Annotated in this window: 17 protein-coding genes; 6 read left to right on the forward strand and 11 right to left on the reverse strand. The window is 68.6% G+C overall.

What is annotated here, in order from left to right; translation table 11 throughout:
• The first annotated feature begins 116 nt into the window (after positions 1-116).
• Entirely contained in the window at positions 117-1,421 is a 1,305-nt protein-coding gene (locus tag L593_RS04200; RefSeq protein WP_020445692.1) for an acetamidase/formamidase family protein, read from the forward strand.
• A gap of 36 nt (positions 1,422-1,457) precedes the next feature.
• Here the strand turns inward: L593_RS04200 and L593_RS04205 are convergent, their stop codons facing one another.
• The 4 genes from L593_RS04205 to L593_RS04220 form a co-directional block, all read right to left on the reverse strand.
• Complete coding sequence (locus tag L593_RS04205) at positions 1,458-1,718, reverse strand: ubiquitin-like small modifier protein 1 (RefSeq protein ID WP_020445693.1); 261 nt, start codon at positions 1,716-1,718, stop codon at positions 1,458-1,460.
• 98 nt (positions 1,719-1,816) lie between these two features.
• Positions 1,817-3,016 (reverse strand): cell division protein FtsZ, encoded by a 1,200-nt coding sequence (gene ftsZ, locus L593_RS04210; RefSeq protein ID WP_020445694.1) that lies wholly within the window; start codon positions 3,014-3,016, stop codon positions 1,817-1,819.
• Positions 3,017-3,203: 187 nt separating this feature from the next.
• Positions 3,204-4,640 (reverse strand): D-aminoacyl-tRNA deacylase, encoded by a 1,437-nt coding sequence (locus L593_RS04215; RefSeq protein WP_020445695.1) that lies wholly within the window; start codon positions 4,638-4,640, stop codon positions 3,204-3,206.
• A 75-nt stretch (positions 4,641-4,715) separates the two neighbouring features.
• A complete protein-coding gene (locus L593_RS04220; RefSeq protein ID WP_187292636.1) occupies positions 4,716-5,375 on the reverse strand; it encodes a TetR/AcrR family transcriptional regulator in 660 nt (219 codons plus the stop codon).
• A gap of 144 nt (positions 5,376-5,519) precedes the next feature.
• Here L593_RS04220 and L593_RS04225 point away from each other — a divergent pair, with 144 nt between their 5' ends.
• Complete coding sequence (locus L593_RS04225; protein ID WP_236608597.1) at positions 5,520-8,213, forward strand: RND family transporter; 2,694 nt, start codon at positions 5,520-5,522, stop codon at positions 8,211-8,213.
• A gap of 110 nt (positions 8,214-8,323) precedes the next feature.
• Here the strand turns inward: L593_RS04225 and L593_RS04230 are convergent, their stop codons facing one another.
• Together L593_RS04230 and L593_RS04235 are read right to left on the reverse strand one after the other, a co-directional pair.
• Positions 8,324-8,575, reverse strand: coding sequence for an MTH865 family protein (locus L593_RS04230; RefSeq protein WP_020445698.1), 252 nt, complete (start codon positions 8,573-8,575; stop codon positions 8,324-8,326).
• Positions 8,576-8,652: 77 nt separating this feature from the next.
• Positions 8,653-11,064 (reverse strand): thioredoxin domain-containing protein, encoded by a 2,412-nt coding sequence (locus L593_RS04235; protein ID WP_020445699.1) that lies wholly within the window; start codon positions 11,062-11,064, stop codon positions 8,653-8,655.
• Between the two features lie 88 nt (positions 11,065-11,152).
• Between L593_RS04235 and L593_RS04240 the strand changes: the two genes are divergently transcribed.
• The gene (locus L593_RS04240) at positions 11,153-11,380 is read left to right on the forward strand and encodes a hypothetical protein (RefSeq protein ID WP_020445700.1); all 228 of its coding nucleotides are present in this window, start codon (positions 11,153-11,155) and stop codon (positions 11,378-11,380) included.
• 77 nt (positions 11,381-11,457) lie between these two features.
• On the opposite strand, the gene L593_RS04245 is transcribed toward L593_RS04240, so the two are convergent.
• Positions 11,458-12,024 (reverse strand): hypothetical protein, encoded by a 567-nt coding sequence (locus L593_RS04245; RefSeq protein WP_020445701.1) that lies wholly within the window; start codon positions 12,022-12,024, stop codon positions 11,458-11,460.
• A gap of 35 nt (positions 12,025-12,059) precedes the next feature.
• Positions 12,060-12,770 carry an ATPase domain-containing protein gene (locus L593_RS04250; protein ID WP_020445702.1) on the reverse strand — a complete coding sequence of 237 codons (711 nt, stop codon included), beginning with the start codon at positions 12,768-12,770 and terminating at the stop codon, positions 12,060-12,062.
• Between the two features lie 201 nt (positions 12,771-12,971).
• Between L593_RS04250 and L593_RS16380 the strand changes: the two genes are divergently transcribed.
• The 3 genes from L593_RS16380 (at position 12,972) to L593_RS04265 (ending at position 13,983) form a co-directional block, all read left to right on the forward strand.
• Positions 12,972-13,097 (forward strand): hypothetical protein, encoded by a 126-nt coding sequence (locus L593_RS16380; protein WP_020445703.1) that lies wholly within the window; start codon positions 12,972-12,974, stop codon positions 13,095-13,097.
• Positions 13,098-13,205: 108 nt separating this feature from the next.
• On the forward strand, positions 13,206-13,727 hold the full coding sequence (locus tag L593_RS04260) for a DUF367 family protein (protein ID WP_020445704.1): 522 nt from the start codon (positions 13,206-13,208) through the stop codon (positions 13,725-13,727).
• Positions 13,728-13,833: 106 nt separating this feature from the next.
• A complete protein-coding gene (locus tag L593_RS04265) occupies positions 13,834-13,983 on the forward strand; it encodes a 50S ribosomal protein L40e (RefSeq protein WP_020445705.1) in 150 nt (49 codons plus the stop codon).
• Between the two features lie 64 nt (positions 13,984-14,047).
• Here L593_RS04265 and L593_RS04270 read toward each other — a convergent pair whose 3' ends face one another.
• The 3 genes from L593_RS04270 to L593_RS04280 form a co-directional block, all read right to left on the reverse strand.
• The gene (locus L593_RS04270) at positions 14,048-14,653 is read right to left on the reverse strand and encodes an MBL fold metallo-hydrolase (protein WP_020445706.1); all 606 of its coding nucleotides are present in this window, start codon (positions 14,651-14,653) and stop codon (positions 14,048-14,050) included.
• Positions 14,654-14,723: 70 nt separating this feature from the next.
• Positions 14,724-15,869: a rhodanese-like domain-containing protein gene (locus L593_RS04275; protein ID WP_020445707.1), complete on the reverse strand. Its 1,146-nt coding sequence runs from the start codon at positions 15,867-15,869 to the stop codon at positions 14,724-14,726.
• 59 nt (positions 15,870-15,928) lie between these two features.
• Positions 15,929-17,713, reverse strand: coding sequence for a bifunctional metallophosphatase/5'-nucleotidase (locus L593_RS04280; RefSeq protein WP_049894293.1), 1,785 nt, complete (start codon positions 17,711-17,713; stop codon positions 15,929-15,931).
• Positions 17,714-17,825: the final 112 nt, after the last annotated feature.

Here is a 17,825-nt window from a genome sequence, read left to right on the forward strand (position 1 = left end):
CGGTACGGGTCCGCAGGGACCTGCGCACCGAGACTGTCGAACTGTCGATTCGTGACGGCAGCGTGCAAGCGGGAGGGAATTCTTATTGCCATCTCTGTCGAACGTTCACACGGACCATGGCTCAACAGATAGTCGACCAGCTCGCAGTCGAGGAGTACACGCTCGGACTCGTCGGCCCCGACCAGGAGTGGGCGGGGACGGTCGCCGACGGCGGGACGGTCCGGACGCACACCCCACCGGCCTGCTGGGGGCCGATGATCACCCCGAAGTTCCGCGGCGGCCACGAGGTGACGAAACCGATCGCCGTGGAGGGCGCGGAGGTCGGCGACGCCATCGCGATCAGGATTCGCGACATCGAGGTCACGAGCGTCGCCACGAGCACCGGGTCGATGGCAGAGCGTGAAGGCGCCTTCGGCGACGATCCGTTCGTGGATCACCAGTGCCCAGAGTGCGGGGCGAAGTGGCCGGAAAGCGTCGTCGAGGGCACCGGCGAGGAGTCGATCCGCTGTGCGGAGTGTGGCGCGAACGCCTCCTCCTTCGCTTTCGAGTACGGCATCACGACCGTCTTCGACGACGATCGCGAGGTCGGCATCACCGTCGACCACGACGCGGCCCACGACCTCGCCGAGCGCGCCGAGGAGGCGGCTGCGCTCCCGGAGCACTCCCGACAGCACCCGATCTTGCTCTACGAGCCATCCGAGATGCCGGGGACGCTCGGACACCTCCGCCCGTTCATCGGGAACATCGGGACGACGCCACCGGTCGAACTGCCCGATTCCCACAACGCCGGGGACTTCGGCCAGTTCCTGATCGGCGCCGGCCACGACTGGGGCCTCGAGGACGAGGAGGAACTCGCGGCCCGCACCGACGGGCACATGGACGTCAACGCGGTTCGCGAGGGCGCGATCCTCGTCTGCCCGGTGAAGGTCGACGGTGGCGGCATCTACGTCGGCGACATGCACGCCAACCAGGGCGACGGCGAACTCGCGCTCCACACGACGGACGTCAGCGGCCACGCCGAGTTCGAGGTCGAGGTGATCGACGGTCTCGACCTCGACGGCCCGCTACTCCTCCCGAACGTGGAAGACCTGCCGCACATCGCCGAGCCCTACAGCGACGAGGACGTCGAACGAGGGCGCGAACTCGGCGAGGAGTACGGCGTCGACGTCGAGACGGACGTGGGCCCGATCCAGGTCATCGGCTCCGGCGCGACGGTCAACGACGCCACCCAGAACGCCTTCGATCGGGCCGGGGACCTGCTGGACATGAGTGAGGGCGAGGTCCGGACGCGCTGTACCTTCACGGGCGGGGTGGAGATCGGTCGGCTGCCGGGACTGGTCCAGCTCACGATGCTCGCGCCGATGGACGTCCTCGAGGAGCAGGGGATGGCCCACCTCGTCCGAGAGCAGTACGGGCTCTAGAAACGGGAGTTGCAGTGACGAGGGACGACCACCGGATCACCCGCCCTGCATCGCCGGGTGGATGCTCAGTGACGCGTCCGCCGGACAGGCGTCGCCGAGTTCCACGATGGTGCCGTCGACGGCGACCCTGACGCTCGGGTGGGGCGTCTCGTCGTCCCGGAACAGGTGCGGCTCGGCGCGAGGATACGCCGCGACGAACGCGTCGAGCACGTCGCGAACCGTCCGTCCGTCGGCGTCGACGTCGACCTGCTTCTGGCCCGTCACGGCCCTGAGCTGGCCGTACACCGTGACCTCCATGTGCAAGCGAACGGGCGCAGGACGGTTGAGTGTTCGTCCGGGAACTCGTGCGGAATACGAATCGCAGGGAAAACGAAGCCTGGCCTGCCGGAGCGAGATTACTCCACGAAGTCGATGTCGTCGCCGTCGTCGTCGACCGGAGGCTGGCTCGCGGCGGGCTCCGGCGCGCTCGCCGCGGCCATGTCGGGCTGGGTGCCACCGCCGCCGTAGATCTGGGGCGACTCGACGCCCGTGACGACGATCATCGTGCGCATCGAGCCCTCCAGGGACTCGTCGATCGAGGTCCCCCAGATGATGCGGGCGTCGGGGTCGATCCGATCGTAGATCTCCTCGACGACGCCCTCTGCCTCCTCGATGGCCATGTCGTTGCCACCGGTGACGTTGACGAGCGCGGAGTTCGCGCCGGAGATGTCCACGTCGAGCAGCGGCGAGCGGAGCGCGCTCTTGACGGAGTCCTGGGCCTTTGCCTCGGAGTCGGACTCGCCGAGGCCGATCATCGCGACGCCACCGCGCTCCATGACGGTGCGGACGTCGGCGAAGTCGAGGTTGACGAGGCCGGGCTTGGTGATCAGTTCGGTGATGCCCTTCACGGAGCGCATCAGGACCTCGTCGGAGACCTTGAACGCCTGGCGGACGGGGAGTTTGCCGACGGAGTCGAGCAGGCGATCGTTGGGGACGACGATGACGGTGTCGGAGACGTCGCGGAGGCGCTCGAGACCGGCCTCCGCGTTCGTGCGGCGGACCTCGCCCTCCGCGGTGAAGGGCGTCGTGACGATCGAGATCGTGAGGGCGCCGGACTCGCGCGCAGCCTTGGCGACGACGGGCGCCGCGCCGGTGCCGGTGCCACCGCCGAGCCCGGCGGTGACGAAGATCATGTCGGAGCCGTCGATGGCCTCGTTGATCTCCTCCTGGCTCTCGATGGCCGCCTCCTCGCCGACCTGGGGCAGGGAGCCGGCGCCGCGGCCGCCGGTCTTCTCCTCGCCGATGAGGATCTTCTCGTCGGCCTCGATCTCGACGAGGTGCTGGACGTCGGTGTTCGCGGCGACGAGTTTCGCGCCGTGGATGCCCTCCTCGAACATCCGGTTGACCGTGTTGTTGCCGGCGCCACCGCAGCCCACGACGGTGATGTTCGTCTGGAGGTCCTCGAGGACGTCCTTGAGTTCCTCGTCGGTCATGTTGCCCGTGCGATTCTCCGGGGCGACGGTGTCGTCTGCCGACCCGCCGTCGACCGGCGCGTCGGTGTGCTCGGCCTCCCCATCCTCGGCCTCTTCGATTGCCTCGTCTACGAGCGAGTCCATTTGGCGAATCGATTACGGACGAAGGGTTATTACTGTTCCCCCTCTGTCAGACGTGCGCAAGACGTCGTGCCCTCCTTCGATTTCGGCCACTTCCGATTGGCAAATCCTTATTTGCCCGATCGTTCGGCGTGATTTCCACATGAATCAGAGGTCTGGCGAGCGTCCGGCGCGGCGGTTCCTGGCCGGGTTACTCGCCACCGAGCGGGAACTCGACTCGTCGGCGCTCGTGGACGTCCTCTGGCGCGACCGTCTCGCCATCGACCGCCACCGGCTCGCCGGCCGAGAGCTTCCCGAACGCCGGCCCCTCGGGGACGCCGGCTTCGATCGCGAGCGCAGGGTCGAACGCCGTCTCCTCGGCGACGATGCGATCGGCCTCGACGGTGATCGAGTCGAAGCGCTCCCGGAGGATCGCCGCGAGGCTGCCGAGGAGCCGCTGTGGGACGTCGTGGTCCGGGAGCCCATCGCCGGGCACGAGCGCTCGATCGCCCGGCCGGTTGCCGGCCTCCGTCGTCTCGTAGGCGACGCACGCTTCGTCGATGGCGGCCATCGTCGCCTCGCGGTCGATCCCCGCCGCTACGTCGAGGAGGTCGGTAGGGAGATCGACGACCGCGAGACGGGTCGATGCCGGTTCGCCGGATCCCGTGAGCTCGCTTCCAGCACCGTACCCGCTAGCGGTGGCTCGCTCGCCGCCCCGCTCGCGGACGGGATCGCCGAAGCGAAGTCCGTCCTCGACGCCCACCAGGCGGTCCTCAGCAGTCTCGACGAGTGCGAGGGGGACGCCGGCGGTCTCGCGGAGCCACGTCTCGCCGACGATCCGGAAATCGAGGTCCGCGATCGCTGACTCCAGGGCGGGGTGGCTGCCCTCCACGACGGCGCAGTCTGCGGCGCTCTGTGCGAACGCCTGCTCGACGACGTCGGCGTTCGCGGCCGGCGATCCGAGTTCGTCGAGCGACCAGTCCGCCACGACGTGCCCGACTGCCCAGTCCGTCTCGCGAGCGATTCGGGTGAATCGCGGCGCGTAGTGGTTGCCGCCGAAGCCGACGACGTGTCGGCGGATATCGTTCTCCAACGGCGCGTCAGCGGCCACGCCAGCGACGTCGAGGATCGCTCGCGCAACCGCCTCGGCGCCCGCTGGATCGGCCCACTGTTCGGGGCCGCTGCCGAGTTCGACGAACATCGACGGCGCCCCGACGTCCGTGGGCCCGTGGTGGGTGCACTCCAGGCTGACGTCGTATGCCTCGGGCGCGTGCTCGGCGAGCGCCTCGATCACCGCCGCGAGCGCGTTCGGCGGTGCCCGGGCGAGCGAACGATCCGCCCCGCCGTACTCCGCGTCGCCGAAGTTGCCGGTCGGGTGCGCGGAGAGGAGCGGTCCGGTGTCGCCGGAGTGCCGGGAGGCGAACACGATCAGGTCGGGGTCGTCGAAGGCGTCGGCGACGCGGTCGAGTTCGAGGTGGAGGGCGTCGAAGCTGCGGAGTTCGAACGCGTCCGAACGGTGGTAGGTGCCCCCGCCCTCGGCGTTCGCCCGGTCGGGGTCGGTCCGCGCCTCGAACGACCCGAGTCGGCGCAGGTGTTCACAGACGTGTTCGGACGCCTCGTCCGCGCGACTCTCGACGATCCCGATCACGGACGAGTGCTCGCGCCGGGGGCGCTAAAACGGCTCGGAGTCGGTCGCACCGTGGTGTCGCTTGCGGGCGGACGATTACTGGTCGTCGGGCGGCCACGAGACGCCGTCGGCCACGATGTCCGCCATGTAGTCGTCGGCGCTGGCGCGGACGTGCCGGAGCCAGTCGGTGTCGTCGCTCGTGCTCTGGACCAGCAGGGCGGTCTCGACGAACGCGTAGATGGTCGCGGCGGCGCGCTCGGGGTCGACGGTATCGCGGATGAGCCCCTCGGCCTGCCCGCTTTCGATCATCGCGACCATCCGTTCGCGGCCGACGGCGTCGGCCTCGGCGATCGCGCTCTGGTAGGCAGGATCGGTGGCGGCGTGAGCGCGAAGCTGGAGGTAGACGTCGTTGATCTTGTCGCCGACGAGCGAGTCGAGCGTCGTCCCGTCCGGCCCTTCCCCGAGGATGAACAGGTCCAGCGAGCGATCGAAGAGGGTGAGCATGTCGTCCTCGGGGAGCTGGAGCACGAGCGCGTCGACGTGTTCCCGCATGAACTCCGAGACGAACGACGTGAGGAGGTCGTCCTTGCCCTCGAAGTGGTGATAGATCGTCGACTTGCCGAGGTCGGTCTGGTCGGCGATCCGCTGGATCGAGAGGTCCGTGAGCCCGTGGGCCTGGAGGGCCTCCCAGGTCGCTCGATAGATCTCCTCCTCGCTGGTCTCGGGATCGGCGAAGAGGGCGACGGGATCGCTCATTCGACCGATCATTCGGTCCACGCGGGTTTAAACGACGTGCCGACGGGCGGCGGAGACGGGTTCCACAACAGTTATTGCAGACCGAACGTTCGTTCGACACATGACCGAACGTTCGTTCGGTAAGTCAGACAGAGGTGGTGTATCGTGACGGTGAGTGACCTCGCGGAGGCGATCGTCGATCACCGCCGGCTGGTGATCGTCGCCTTCCTGCTCGTGACCACCGGCATGATCGCCGGCGCGATGCAGGTCGAAGAGCAGAGTTCCCTCGACGGGTTCCAGACGGACTCAGAGGAGGCCGAAGCGCTCGATCGGATCCAGGCGCGCTACGATCGAACCGGCGAGAACGTGACGACGGCGCAGGTAGTCGTCGAGCGCGAGAACGTCCTGAGCAAGGAGGGACTGCTCGAAGCGCTGCGGTACCAGCGTGCACTACGGCAAAACGAGACGGTCGCCGGGACGCTCGCGCACCGGCCCGGGCAGCAGGCGACCACGAGCGTGGCCTCGGCCATCGCGACGGCCGCGATCGCCCGAGAACGGCGAGTCGGGAACGCGCGTGGGCAGTCCGCTGATCGCTCCGGGGACGCCAACGGGACTGCTGCAGCGACCGGTTCCGGCGGCGTGCCGTCGATGGACGCCCAGATCGCCCAGATCGAATCGATGAGCGACGCCGAAATCGAGGCCACGATCCAGGCGGTGCTCACCGAGGACCGCGCGGAGCTGTTGATGCTCCTCCCCGCCGACTACGAGGCCGGCGAGACCACCGCCGACGCCACGATGGTACTCGTCCGCCAGGACACGCGCGGCGAGTTCGTCTCGATCGACACCGCGCCCGAGTTCCTGGTCGAGAGCCAGCAGGCGATGGCAGCCATCGGCGAGGAGCGCGGCGGGGCGACCTACCGCGTCTTCGGCGTCGGGATCACCGCCGACGAGTTCGCGACGTCGATGAACGAGAGCCTCGCGATCCTCGGGCCCTTCGCCCTGCTCTTCGTCCTCCTCGTCCTCGCCATCGCGTACCGTGACGTGGTGGACGTCCTGCTCGGGCTGACCGGGATCGGCCTCGTGCTCGTCTGGACCTTCGGCTTCATGGGCTGGGCCGGGATCGCGTTCAACCAGCTGTTCGTCGCCGTGCCGGTGTTGCTGATCGGGCTCTCGATCGACTACGCGATCCACGTGTTCATGCGATCGCGGGAGGCCCGCGACCGTGGGAGGGCCTTCGGCAGCGATGCGACCGGCACCGCGACGCCCTCAGCCGACGCGATGAAGCGAGGGCTCGCCGGCGTCGGGCTCGCGCTCGTTCTCGTCACCGTGACGACGGCCGTGGGCTTCCTCTCGAACGTCGTCAGCCCGCTCCCGCCGATTCAGGAGTTCGGGATCGTCAACGCCGCCGGGATCGTCTCCGCGCTGTTCGTGTTCACGCTGTTCGTCCCGGCGGTGAAGGTGGAACTCGACGGGTTCCTCGAATCCCACGGCTTCGATCGCCGGACCTCGGCCTTCGGCTCGTCGGGACGGCTCAACGGGCTGCTGGCAGGTGCTTCGCGGGTCGCACGTCGCGCTCCGGCGATCGTGCTCGTGCTCGCCCTGCTTGTGAGCCTCGGCGGCGCGTACGGCGCGACGCAGGTCGACTCGAGCTTCCAGACGACGGACTTCCTCGCCGACGATCCGCCGGAGTGGACGGAGTCGCTCCCCGCCGGCATGCAGCCCAGCGAGTACACCGCGATCGGCACGATGGACGTCCTCGAAGACGAGTTCGTCCGCCAGGACCTCGACGCACAACTGTTGATCGAGGGGAACGTCACCGATCCAGCGGCGCTCGAACGGATCGGCGGTGCCACGACGCGACTCGGGGACACCGAGGCGGCCGCACGGCTGCCGAACGGCCGCGCGGCGCTCACCAGTCCGACGACGGCCATGGAGCGCGTCGCGGCCACCAACGAATCGTTCAACGCGACGCTCGCCGCCAGCGACACCGACGGTGACGGGCTGCCGGATCGAAATCTCGAGGCGGTCTACGACGCACTCTACGCGGCAGATCCGGTGACGGCAGCCGGCGTGATCGACCGCACCGAATCCGGCGAGTACCGCTCGGTCCGGATCACGGTGCTGGCCGCCAGCAGCGACGAGACCGGCTCGCTCGTGTCGGCGGTCCGCGACGAGTCGGACCGGATCGAGGGGCAGGGGACCCCCGCCGACGGACCTGGCCCGAGCGTCGAGGTCACCCCGACGGGGCAGCGGACGGTCATTACCCAGCAGATCTCGAAGCAGATCCTCGACACCGTGCTCTGGAGCCTCGTCGTAACCCTCGCCGTGGTCGGCGTCCTCCTGCTCGGTGCCTACCGGCTCACGGCCGGCCGCGGGTCGCTCGGGATCGTCGCGATGGTCCCGATCCTCATGGCGCTGTCCTGGGTGCTCGGGACGATGTGGCTGATCGGGATGCCGTTCAACTCGATCACCGGGCTGATCACCAGCCTCACGATCGGGATCGGCGTCGCCTACTCGATCCACGTCTGCGAGCGCTACTACCAGGAACTCGACCGCAACGAGACGGTCGACGACGCCCTCCACGCGACGGTCGCGGGAACCGGCGGCGCACTCCTTGGGAGCGCGGCGACCACGGCCGGCGGCTTCGGCGTCCTCACGTTCGCGTTCCTGCCGGCCCTGCAGCAGTTCGGACTCATCACGGCGGTCTCGATCGGGTTCGCCTTCCTCGCGACCGTGGCCGTCCTGCCGAGCCTGCTGGTGATCTGGACGCGCTACCTCGGGCCGGAGTGGGCAAGCGAGGAGCTCGCGGCCGATCCGCCGGTGAGCGTCCCCCACACCGATCCCGCGAGCGACGACTGAGCACCCGCTGACGACCGCCGGCCCTCCGTTCGGCCCTCCAGCTACGCGACGCTGTCGGCGTCAGGTTCTCGAAGAAACCGCCCGGTGCCTCGAACGCGAGTCGCGCGTTCTCAGATGAGGTCCTGGTCTTCGAGCTGCTCGAGCACGTCGTCGACGAAGGACTCGACGTCGTCGTAGGGGAACTCGCCGCCACCGAGCTTGGTGTTGAGCTCCATCGCGGTCATCGAGAAGTCGCCGGACTCGAAGCTGGTCGAGGGACCGTCGGGGAGCGCCGGGACGAGGTCCATCGGGCTCGAGATCGGGTAGTCGGCACCTTCGAACGCGTCGATCATCTGTTCTCGGAGTTCGGCTTCGTCTGCCATGTGGACACAGTGTGAGTGCCGCGACAATAAACTTTGCTGTGATTGGAAGTTGACTCGGCTGCGCCGAGGACGCCGCTTCAGCTCTCGTGTGAGGGGTCCGAATCGCCAGCAGGCCGTGTATCGCCGGAGGAGCCGAGCCAGGAATCCGCAGCGTCGGGGTCAGTCAGCGGTCGCGAGCAGGTGAACGCTCGGCAGACGTAGGCGGTCGGGCCGTCGGCCGCGTCCCGACCTGCCCAGATTGGCGGCGCGTCGTCGAGACCGAGTCGATCGAGCCAGCCGTGGAGCCCGCCGGCGTCGGGCGGTCGCGGTGCGAGCAGCCGCCTGGGGAGGTACCGGCCGGCCAGCCACGATCGCCAGGACACGGGGATCCCCGCTGGTGGCACCTCCCCCGCGGACGCCGCTGCTGCAGGTGCCTTACCCGCAGGAGCCTCGCCTGCTGGAGCCTCTCCGCCGGACCCCTGTCCGGCGGCGATAGTGACCTCCGTCGACCCCGCCCGCGCCCGCTCGGTCGCCAGCGCGAGCGAAGGGTGCTCCAGCGGGCGCTCCGCGAGCCTGTCCTCGTGTGTCCGGAGGACGCGCCGAGCTGCCTCCTCGAAGCGGTGGTCGGACCGGAACGCGTCGAGTGCGAGCAGGAGGTCCGTCCCGACGGCGAGACTCGACGGCGTCGACTGGTCCCGGGGCTCCTGCGGGCGGGCGATGAGGTCCTCGCCACCGGCGGGCGTCGAGTAGAGCGTGCCCGCCGCGTCGTCGTAGAAGGCGTCGACGATCGCGTCGCCGAGGTCGAGCGCGAACGCGAGCGGCTCTGGATCGCCCGTCGCCTCGTAGCAGGCGAGCGCGCCACGGCCCAGGAAGGCGTAATCTTCGAGGTAGCCCCTCCCCTGGACGTCGACGTCGACAATCGCGCCGGTTTCCGACCCCGTCGCGGCCGCTTCGTCGACTGTCGGAACGTACCGCCGGGCGAGTCGCTCGCCGTCCCACAGTTGCTCGCGGACCGCGGCGAGCGCCGCCAGCGCACGCTCGGCGAGCCCCTCGTCGTCGAGCACGAGCGAGCCCTCCGCGAGGGCACGGATCGCGAGCCCGTTCCATGCGGCGATGACCTTGTCGTCGCGACGCGGTCGGGGGCGGTCCTCGCGTGCCTCCCGAAGCTGCTCGCGCGCGGCGTCGAGCCGCTCGCGCACGGTGGCCGCGTCGAGGTCGTGTTCGGCAGCGAGGTCCTCGATCGACGCGTCGATCGTCAGGACGGTCGCGCCCTCGAAGTTCCCGCGCTCGGTGATCCCGAAGCGATCGCAGACGAGCGCCGTCAGCTCCGAATCGTCGAGCACGGCGGCGACCTCCTCGGGCGTCCAGACGTAGAATTCGCCCTCCTCCTGCTCGCCCTGCTGGCCGTCCTCCGTGCGATTGTGTGGGACGGCACTCCGCGCGTCGAGCGTGGCGGCGAAGGCACCGTCAGGGTGCGCAAGTTCGCGATCGAGGAAGTCGAAGGTCTCGCGGGCGACCGTCGCGTAGCGATCGTGCCCCATGAGCTGGTGGGCGCCGAGGAGGATCCGTGGAATCTCGGCGTTGTCGTACAGCATCTTCTCGAAGTGGGGCACCGTCCAGTCCCGGTCCGTGCAGTAGCGGTGGAACCCGCCGCCGACGTGGTCGTAGAGCCCGCCGTCGACCATCGCGGCGAGGGCGGCGTTCGCGACTGCGTGGAACTCCGAGTCCTCCTGCGCGTCACCCCCGACGCTGTCGGCGGACCAGCCGGCGTCGAACAGCGCCTCGATCCGTGCGGGCTGCGGGAACTTCGGGCCCTGGCCCCAGCCGTCGTGGTCGCGGTCGGCGCTCCGAAGTGCGGCACTCGCGGCACGCTCCAGGGGGCTCGGCTCGGTCTCACCGGCGTCGTCAAGGCCGCTGGCCGCGTCGGTGTCGGTCGACGAGGCGGTCCCGGCAGCGGATGTGGCCCGCGTTGCCTCGCCGGTGTCCTCCAGTTCCTCGCGGATGTGACTCGTGATCCGACTGGCTCGCTGCTCGAACTCCTTCCGTTCCTCGGGATCCGCCCAGGAGTCGGCGACGTCCTCGAGGAGATCGAGGAAGCCGGGCATCCCCTGACGGGACTCCCGGGGGAAGTACGTCCCGACGTAGAACGGCTCGCCGTCGGGCGTCAGCCACGCCGAGAGCGGCCAGCCGCCACGGCCGGAGACGAGCTGGCAGGCGGTCTGGTAGACCGAGTCAAGGTCCGGACGCTCCTCGCGGTCGACCTTGATCGGGACGAACTTCTCGTTGAGCGTCTCGGCGACCGTCTCGTCCTCGAAGCTCTCCTCCTCCATGACGTGGCACCAGTGGCAGGCGGCGTAGCCCACCGAGAGGAAGATGGGGACGTCCCGCTCGCGAGCAGCGGCGAGCGCGGCGTCGTCCCATGGCTGCCAGTTGACGGGGTTGTCCGCGTGCTGCTGGAGGTAGGGGCTGGCCTCGGCGTCGAGCCGGTTGCGATCCGTCGGTTCGGCCATGTGTCGGGTAGGCCACTGGGGCGTAAAGTACCGGCGTTCGACCCGGTGGACGGCAACGACTACCCGCTCCGGGACCGTCTGTACAGGTATGCGAGCAGCAACCAGATTGTGGCTCCTCCGGATCGCAGCGCTGGTGCTCACGCTGCCGCTCTGGTTCCTGCTGTTCGCGCTCGCCGTCTCGCTCGACGCTGGCCCGGTCGTCGGACTCCTCGTCGTCTTCGTTCCGCTGGGGCTGCTCGCTGCCGGAATCGCGCTGTTGGTCCGGGGGCTCCGCGCTGGCGACCGGGCCAGCGACGGAAGTACTGAGCGGTCGTGAGTACGCCGCCTTGCCAGTCGTGAACGGCGGTGCGATCACCTGTGACGTGAGCGGCGATGGACGGGAGCCCCGATCGATTAGCCGTCGTCCGAATCTGGGTCGAGAATCTCCTCGAACTCCTCGCGGTCCTCCTCACTGAGCTGGTCGTCATCGTCCCCGTCGCCGCTCCCGCTGGAGCGTTGCTGTGACCGGTTCCGACCGCGTCGGCGGTGCTCGGGCTCCTGGGCCTCGTCGCGGCTGAGGAACTTCGGTCTGCCGACGGACTCCCTGGAATCGTCGGGCCGGGAGTCGATCTGGTAGCCGCCGAGGGCGTCGGGGATCCCCTGCTTCTCGTGGGCCTGGCCCTGCTCTGGCCGATCGCTGGGATCGAGCTGGGTCGTGCCCTCGACGACCTCCTCCCAGACGTCCCCCGCGTCGGCGGCGGGATCGGGGTCGATCCGGTCGGCCTTGTCCCGCCCCTCGTGGAAGGCAAGTTCGACGAAACTCCGGTCGTAGGTCGACTCGACCTGATCGCTGATGCGATCGAGTTCCCCGGGGTAGTGCTCGTCCATCCGCGCGGCGACGCCGAGGGCGAAGGCCCGGCGGACGGCTTCCTCTCGATCCTCGATCTCCTCCCAGTCGGTGCCGAAGCGTTCCTCGTACATATCAGGTGCCGGGGACCGGCGTCTGGGCCGTCATCTCACTCACCGAGGATCTGGTCGGGGTCGACGCGGAGGCCCCGGTCCGAGAACCGTGCGGCGTGGATGTTGCTGTCGATGTCGGTCCCACGCATCTTGATGATCTGGACGCCGCGTTGCATCCCGCCTTCCTCCAGGTAGTTGTGCATGAAGAAGACCCCGTGAGCGAGATAGTGCTCGTCGGAGTAGGAGGTCGGATCGGTCATCTCCGAGATGACGATCGTCGTCGCGTCCGCTCGCTTGAGCGCCGTGAGGAACTTGATGAAGTCGTCGAGGTCGTCCGAGAAGTAGTACTCGAGGAGCATCGCGGAGTCGATGACCAGCCGATCGATGTCCTTCGAGTCGACGAAGGAGACGATCTGGTTGGTCATGTTCTCGACGTTGTCGGGGAAGTCCCCGCCAGAGCGCGAGGAGGGCGCGAGCAAGCGCTTGGCCTCGCTGTCGAAGACGTTGAGGAACTTCACCCGGCCCGAGCTGACGGCCTTGTCGAAGCCGAACTCGTACCGGGACATGTCCTGGACGAGCTCCTCGCTCGTCTCGTGGAGACTGAGAAAGAGCGAGGTCTGGCCGTCGATCGCACCCTTCGTGACGAACTGCGAGGCGAACGTCGACTTCCCACTTCCCGGCGGTCCACTGACGATATAGAGCCTGTTCGTGAGCAACCCGCCCTCGACCAGCGTGTCGAAGCCGGGGACCCCAGTAGCGACGCGCATCGTTACAGAGCAGGGGCCGGGCCCGACAAGAGTGTTCTGGCAGGTTTTGCCATCGTGCGTCGTGACCCCCGGAGCCCTCCTGTGAATCCCGACACCGGTGGAATCGGCCATCGTCGACGCCTCGTGGCACGGTACCGTGTCTCGTTTACTCTGTTACGAATTGCAGTAGTTTAATGATCCTGCATGCCCTTCTCTCGAGTGATGCCCAAGATCACGGTGTCAGACTCGCTGTACAGCCAGCTCGACCAGGCGGCCGACGAGGACCTCGAAGGCGCGCTCTGGGAGATGGTGTACCTCCACCGGCGCGGCAACGACCCCTCCGAGTAACGACGGCTGGCCACGGGTTCCAGACCGATTCCTGCGGGCACCACCGTGCCGGAGCGGCTGACAGCCGACCCCGCGGCGCTTTTCTTCCCTCCCCGAGTAGCATCTCCAGTGGCCGACTCCCTCGCACTGCACGCCCGCTACGAGGGCGACGACGATCCCAAGAAGTGCACTGCGCGCCGACTCGAACGCGAGGGTGCGCTCGAACTGCACCGGAGCGACCGCGAGACGCCGTACGGGATCGTGCTCAATCCCCACTCCGAGCAGGCGCTCTCCCCCGCGGACCGCGGCCTGGCAGAGCGCCTCGTCGCGCTCGACTGCTCCTGGGAGACCGCCGAGGCCGCGCAGTTCTCCATCGCCGGCGAGCACCGCGCGTTGCCGTTTCTGGTGGCAGCCAATCCAGTGAACTTCGGCAAACCGTTCCAGCTCACGACCGCCGAGGCGCTGGCCGGCGGCCTCGCGATCCTAGGCGAGCGTCAGGCTGCGGAGGAGCTGCTGGAGATTTTCTCCTGGGGCGAGGCCTTCATCGAGATGAACGACGAGCCGCTTCGTCGGTACGCGGCCTGTGCAGATTCGAGTGAGGTAGTGGCGGTGCAGGAGGAGTACCTCGCCGATCCGGACGGCGAGGAGTAACGCGATCGCTTCTCGATCCACCTGCGAGTCGCCCGGGAGCCCCGACCCCTCGACCGCACTCGCAGAGACTGGCAAGACTTAACCGAGCGCTCGGCCAAGCGGTCCCATGCCCAAGTTCGAAGCCGCGGAAGATCGCCTGCTCAACAAGGCGATCTGCATGCGATGCAACGCACGAAACTCCCCGGACGCGGACCGCTGCCGGAAGTGCGGCCACGGCAACCTCCGACCGAAGGCCCGCGAGTCCCGCTCGGCCTAACTGCCGGCTCGTTTCTCCCTCGGCTCCACCTCGGGAGCGGCTGCTCAGACGATTCCTCCGTCGCTCAGTCGTACTTCGGCTCGTGCTTCTCCGCCCGTCCCAGCGCCGTCTCGACGACGTCCCGAACGTCGCCGTGGAACTCGTCGCCGTGCCCGGCGTACATGTGCTCCACCGAATCGGGCAACCGGTCCAGCAGGTCCTCGATGGACTCGACGAGCCGCTCGCGTGACTGGCCGGGCATGTCGGTGCGCCCGAAGCTACCGTAGTCGAACGCGCCGTCGTCGTGGACGACCACGTCGCCGGAGAACAGCGTCGAGTCGCTGACGAACGCGAGGTGGTCGTCCGCGTGACCGGGCGTGTAGACGGCCTCGAAGGACTCGTCGCCGATCTGGAGGTGGTCGCCGTCCTCGAGCACGTGCGAGCGGCGGGGATGCGCGCCGAAGGCGTAGCAGTCGGCGTCGAAGGCGTCGAGGACGGCGTCGAGTGCGTCGACGTGGTCGCCGTGCTGGTGAGTGAGCGCGACGGCGTCGAGCGAGTCGGTGTGCTCGGCGATCACGTCCTCGACGCCGTCCATCGCGCCGGCGTCGACGAGCACCGTGTGCTCGCCGGTGACGAGGTAGGCGTTGCAGGTGAACGTCTCCGCGTCCGCGGTGACGGTGTGGACGTGCATGGCCGGTCGTTCGGTCGCTCGGCGGAAAACGGTACGGCCCGCAGCAACCTCGGGTGGAGCCGGCCGGTCCTCACGCCGCGCAGTTGTTTGGCCCGAGTTCGAGTTCCGTCGCCTCGCCCTCGTCGAGGGTCGCTTTGCCAGTGTTGATGGCGATGACGCGCTCGTAGTTCGGCGGCTTCTCCGGGGCGTTCTCGGCCAACTGCTCGACGAACCGCTCGCGGTCGAGTCCGAGGAGGTCCAGAGTCGCGCGCAGGTCGCCGAGCCGGGCCACGTGGGGTTCCCCCGGCGATCCGGTCTCGTAGCGCCCGTCGTTCGCGACGCTGAGGTGGCCCGGCAGTACTTTCGCGTCGCCCGGGTGGTCGAGGACGGTCTCGTGGAGCGAGTCGTAGAGCAGTTCGGCCCCGCGGGCAGCGTCGGCCTCGCCGAACTGGAGCTCCGTCCGGCCGACGGAGTCGAGGAACAGCGTGTCGCCGGTCAAGAGCAGTTCGTCGTCGACGAGGTAGTTCGTCATCTCCGTGGTGTGCCCCGGCGTGTGGAGCGCCTCGATCTCGACGTCGCCGAGTTCGACGACCTCGCCGTCCGACAGCGGGTCGTACTCGTACTCGACGCCACGCTCCCTGGCCGCCTCGCCGAGGTGGTACGGGACGCCGATTTCGTCGGCGAGGGCCGGACCCCCGGAGAGATGGTCGGCGTGGACGTGCGTGTCGAGCACGCGCGTGATCGCGAGCCCGGCGTCCTGTGCGGCGACTGCGAACTCGTCGGTCTGTCTGGTCACGTCGACGACGACGGCCTCCTCGGCCTGCTTCGAGCCGACGACGTAGCCGAGACAGCCCTTCGCTCGACGCTGGAGCTGTCGAACGACGAGGTCGTCGTTCCGGGTCTCGATCGGGACGGTCTCGTAGACGGTGCTCCACGCTTCCATCCCGCCGGTGACGACCGAGGTGTCGTCGTACCCGTGCTCCTCCAACGCAAACGCGAACGGCGTCGAGGTCAGACCCTTCCCACAGATGGCGACGACCGGTCGGCCGTCGACGAGGGCGTTCACCTGGTTCAGCTGGTCCTCGCTCAGCCCCTCGTCGGGGTCGAACGGAACGTTCGCCGCGTCGGGGACGTGCCAGGCCTCGTAGCTGTCTTCGGGACGCGTGTCGATGAGCGCGAACTGTTCGTCGGCGTCGATCCGCTCCGCGAGCGTGGCCGGGGTGATCTTGTCCACCATTGTGTAGTCACGTGCTACCCCCGAGCTACCGCTGGCACGGTCCCCGCCTCGGTCACCGCCTAGCGCCTTCGATTACGCCCCTCAGCGGGGAAAGCGTTCCCGTCGGGTATCATCGCCGTCTCGCAGTAGGCCTCGCCGTCCTGGTAGTCGACGCCGGGCTGGACGAACGGATACGGCCCGTCCGCGGGCGTGTTCTGGGCCCGCCCTCCGTCCTCGGCCGTCTCGACGAGCCCCATCACCTCGTAGTCGACCGGCGAGTTCGCCTCGAGGTACTCGACGATGACGTCGACCGGCGTCGTCCCGTCGTCGACAGCGATGTCGCGGAACGGGAACCCGCAGTTGCCGAGGTCCCGCTCCGGGTCCCCGGGACGGCGGAACGTCGCCACCGAGTAGGTGGCCTCCGGGTCGATCGGCTCGCCGTCGACGCGCAGCCCGACGAGGCGACGGCCCCGCTTCGCGGTCGGGTCGAGGGTCACCTCGACGTTCGAGGAGAAGTTCCGGACGCGACCGTCCTCCTGGTCGTAGGGATACGGCGTGAAGTTGTCCTCGAGGAACGACTCCATGTGTGACGTGAGTTGCTGGCCGTAGGCGACGCCGCGGGCCACGGGCGTCGCCATCGGGAAGAACGTGTACAGGTCACCGAGCGTGATCTCGCCAGGCGGGATGGCCGTCCCGTACCGGAACCCGTGGGAGACCGCGAGGTCGGCGTCGAAGTGGGCGCGGAGCGCGTCGTTGAACAGGGTGTTCCACGCGCTCTCGAGGAACGACTGCCGGTATAGCGGCGTATCCGTCTCGCCCACGACCGTATCCAGCGGCTGATCGAGCGTGCCGGCGCCGCGCTCGAAGCCGGGGTCGTCGTTGAAGAACGGCGCTCGGACGCGCTCGACAGTCTCCCTCGCCGCAGGGTCCGGCTCGGGCGTGGCTTCGTTGCCCTCGATCAGGCAGTAGAGGTGGTGGCGGAACTGCAACTCGCCGTCGCGGACGCGCAGGTCCACGCGACCCAGGGCCTCGCCCATGCCGGACTCGACGACCACCGTGTCGGTCGCTTCGACGACGATCGGCTCGTAGGTGTACTCGTGAGTGTGGGCGCTGAACATGACGTCCACCGTCGGGCAGTCCGTGGCCGCCTGGACCATCCACGGGAGCCCGATCTCGGTGACGGCGACGACGACGTCCGCGCCGTCCTCGCGGGCGGCCCGGGCGGATTCCTCGAGGAGTGCGGGGTGTTTCCCGAACCGGTACTTGCCCTCGTAGAACGCCGGCGCCATCCGGTCGACGTACACGTTCGTCATCCCGACGACGCCGACGGAAATGCCACCGACGTCGAGCAGTTCGTACGCGTCGTAGATGCGCTCCCCGGTGTCCCAGTCGTAGAGATTGTTCGCGAGCACGGGCGCGTCGAGCCCGTCCATCAATTCCAGGAAGACGCCGTCTTCGGCGGCCTCGTTCGAGTAGTCCCAGTTGCCGGGGACGTAGACGTCGGGGTCGACGTGGTCGTTGACGGGGTCGAGCATCGCCCGACCGTCGGTGTACGTGGTCGCGGCCGAGCCGTGGAACGTGTCGCCGCTCATCAGCGTGCAGACGTCGTGGGCAGCGCGGAGTTCCTCGAGTGTGGCTGCGAGGAGCGGAACCCCGCCACCGCGCTCGATCGTCCGGCCCCCGGACCCGAACTCGACGGGCGGACTCGATCGTGCGTTGTCGTAGTAGACCTGGTACCGCGGTGTGAGCTGCCCGTGGAGGTCGCTGACGTGTGCGAACACGAGATCGGGCTCTCCCTCGCCGTCGCGGACTGGGTTGCCGTCGAGAGTGCGCCACTCGCCGATGGCCGCCTCGGTTGCAGTCATCGTGGCACCGTCGGGGTACGGGTTCCAGCCGGTCAAGCGTTGTGTCCACGATCCGATGATTCGCGCAGGATACCGACCCGTCGCCGGCCAGGCTGATTCTTGCATTCGCCGT

Origin of the sequence: Salinarchaeum sp. Harcht-Bsk1 (assembly GCF_000403645.1) — an archaeon.
Taxonomy (GTDB): Archaea; Halobacteriota; Halobacteria; order Halobacteriales; family Salinarchaeaceae; genus Salinarchaeum.

Excerpts from the sequence above, each read along its gene's own strand:
- L593_RS04280 (WP_049894293.1), bottom strand. The coding sequence starts at position 17,713 with ATGACTGCAACCGAGGCGGCCATCGGCGAGTGGCGCACTCTCGACGGC.
- L593_RS04200 (WP_020445692.1), top strand. The coding sequence starts at position 117 with ATGGCTCAACAGATAGTCGACCAGCTCGCAGTCGAGGAGTACACGCTC.
- L593_RS04240 (WP_020445700.1), top strand. The coding sequence starts at position 11,153 with ATGCGAGCAGCAACCAGATTGTGGCTCCTCCGGATCGCAGCGCTGGTG.
- L593_RS04245 (WP_020445701.1), bottom strand. The coding sequence starts at position 12,024 with ATGTACGAGGAACGCTTCGGCACCGACTGGGAGGAGATCGAGGATCGA.
- L593_RS04220 (WP_187292636.1), bottom strand. The coding sequence starts at position 5,375 with ATGAGCGATCCCGTCGCCCTCTTCGCCGATCCCGAGACCAGCGAGGAG.
- L593_RS04250 (WP_020445702.1), bottom strand. The coding sequence starts at position 12,770 with ATGCGCGTCGCTACTGGGGTCCCCGGCTTCGACACGCTGGTCGAGGGC.
- L593_RS04265 (WP_020445705.1), top strand. The coding sequence starts at position 13,834 with ATGCCCAAGTTCGAAGCCGCGGAAGATCGCCTGCTCAACAAGGCGATC.
- L593_RS04235 (WP_020445699.1), bottom strand. The coding sequence starts at position 11,064 with ATGGCCGAACCGACGGATCGCAACCGGCTCGACGCCGAGGCCAGCCCC.
- ftsZ (WP_020445694.1), bottom strand. The coding sequence starts at position 3,016 with ATGGACTCGCTCGTAGACGAGGCAATCGAAGAGGCCGAGGATGGGGAG.
- L593_RS04275 (WP_020445707.1), bottom strand. The coding sequence starts at position 15,869 with ATGGTGGACAAGATCACCCCGGCCACGCTCGCGGAGCGGATCGACGCC.
- L593_RS04230 (WP_020445698.1), bottom strand. The coding sequence starts at position 8,575 with ATGGCAGACGAAGCCGAACTCCGAGAACAGATGATCGACGCGTTCGAA.
- L593_RS04205 (WP_020445693.1), bottom strand. The coding sequence starts at position 1,718 with ATGGAGGTCACGGTGTACGGCCAGCTCAGGGCCGTGACGGGCCAGAAG.
- L593_RS04270 (WP_020445706.1), bottom strand. The coding sequence starts at position 14,653 with ATGCACGTCCACACCGTCACCGCGGACGCGGAGACGTTCACCTGCAAC.
- L593_RS16380 (WP_020445703.1), top strand. The coding sequence starts at position 12,972 with ATGCCCAAGATCACGGTGTCAGACTCGCTGTACAGCCAGCTCGACCAG.